A 765-nucleotide genomic window follows, 5' to 3' on the forward strand; every position below is an offset into this window, starting at 1 on the left:
GTCGGCGTCGACCTCGACGGCGTCAAACACGTCCTCGGAATCTGGGTCCAGGCCGGCGAGGGTGCGAAGTTCTGGGCGGGGGTCTGCGCCGAGCTACGCAACCGCGGCGTCAAAGACGTGTTGATCGTCTGCTGCGATGGCTTGCCGGGTTTGCCTGAGGCCATCGAGGCCACCTGGCCTCAATCGACGGTGCAGACCTGTACGGTGCATCTGATCCGGGCGGCGATGCGATTTGTGTCCTATCAGGACCGTAAGAAGGTCGCTGCGGCGCTCAAGCCGGTCTACACCGCCCCCACCGCGGAGGCCGCCGAGACCGCGCTGCTTGAGTTCGCCGACTCCGACCTGGGACGCAAATACCCGGCCGCGGTCCGCACCTGGGAAAACGCCTGGCAGCGGTTCATCCCGTTCCTGGAGTTCCCACCTGAGGTCCGCAAGATCATCTACACCACCAACGCCATCGAGTCACTGAACTACCAACTCCGCAAAATCATCAAGAACCGCGGGCACTTCCCCTCGGATAACGCGGTGATCAAGCTGTTGTGGTTGGCCATCCGCGACATCGAAGACAAACGCGCCCGGCAACGCGCCAAACAACGCGGACGACCCGCCCACCAACGCAACGCCCCCGCACGCCTGGTCGAAGGCGCCACCGTCCACGGATGGAAACAAGCCCTCGGCGCCCTCGCACTGCACTTCCCCGACCGACTCGACCCCTACCTCAACTGACCGAACCGAAGTCATTTACACAAACCACTTGACAGGCTC

1 protein-coding gene is annotated in these 765 nt (G+C 63.5%); it reads left to right on the top strand.

All coding sequences use genetic code 11. The features are described 5' to 3' along the window. Nucleotides 1-726, top strand: a 726-nt coding sequence (locus E1288_RS46510) for an IS256 family transposase (protein WP_132495755.1), incomplete at its 5' end; no start/stop codon positions are given. Nucleotides 727-765: the final 39 nt, after the last annotated feature.

Source organism: Saccharopolyspora elongata, assembly GCF_004348985.1.
Taxonomy (GTDB): domain Bacteria; phylum Actinomycetota; class Actinomycetes; order Mycobacteriales; family Pseudonocardiaceae; genus Saccharopolyspora; species Saccharopolyspora elongata.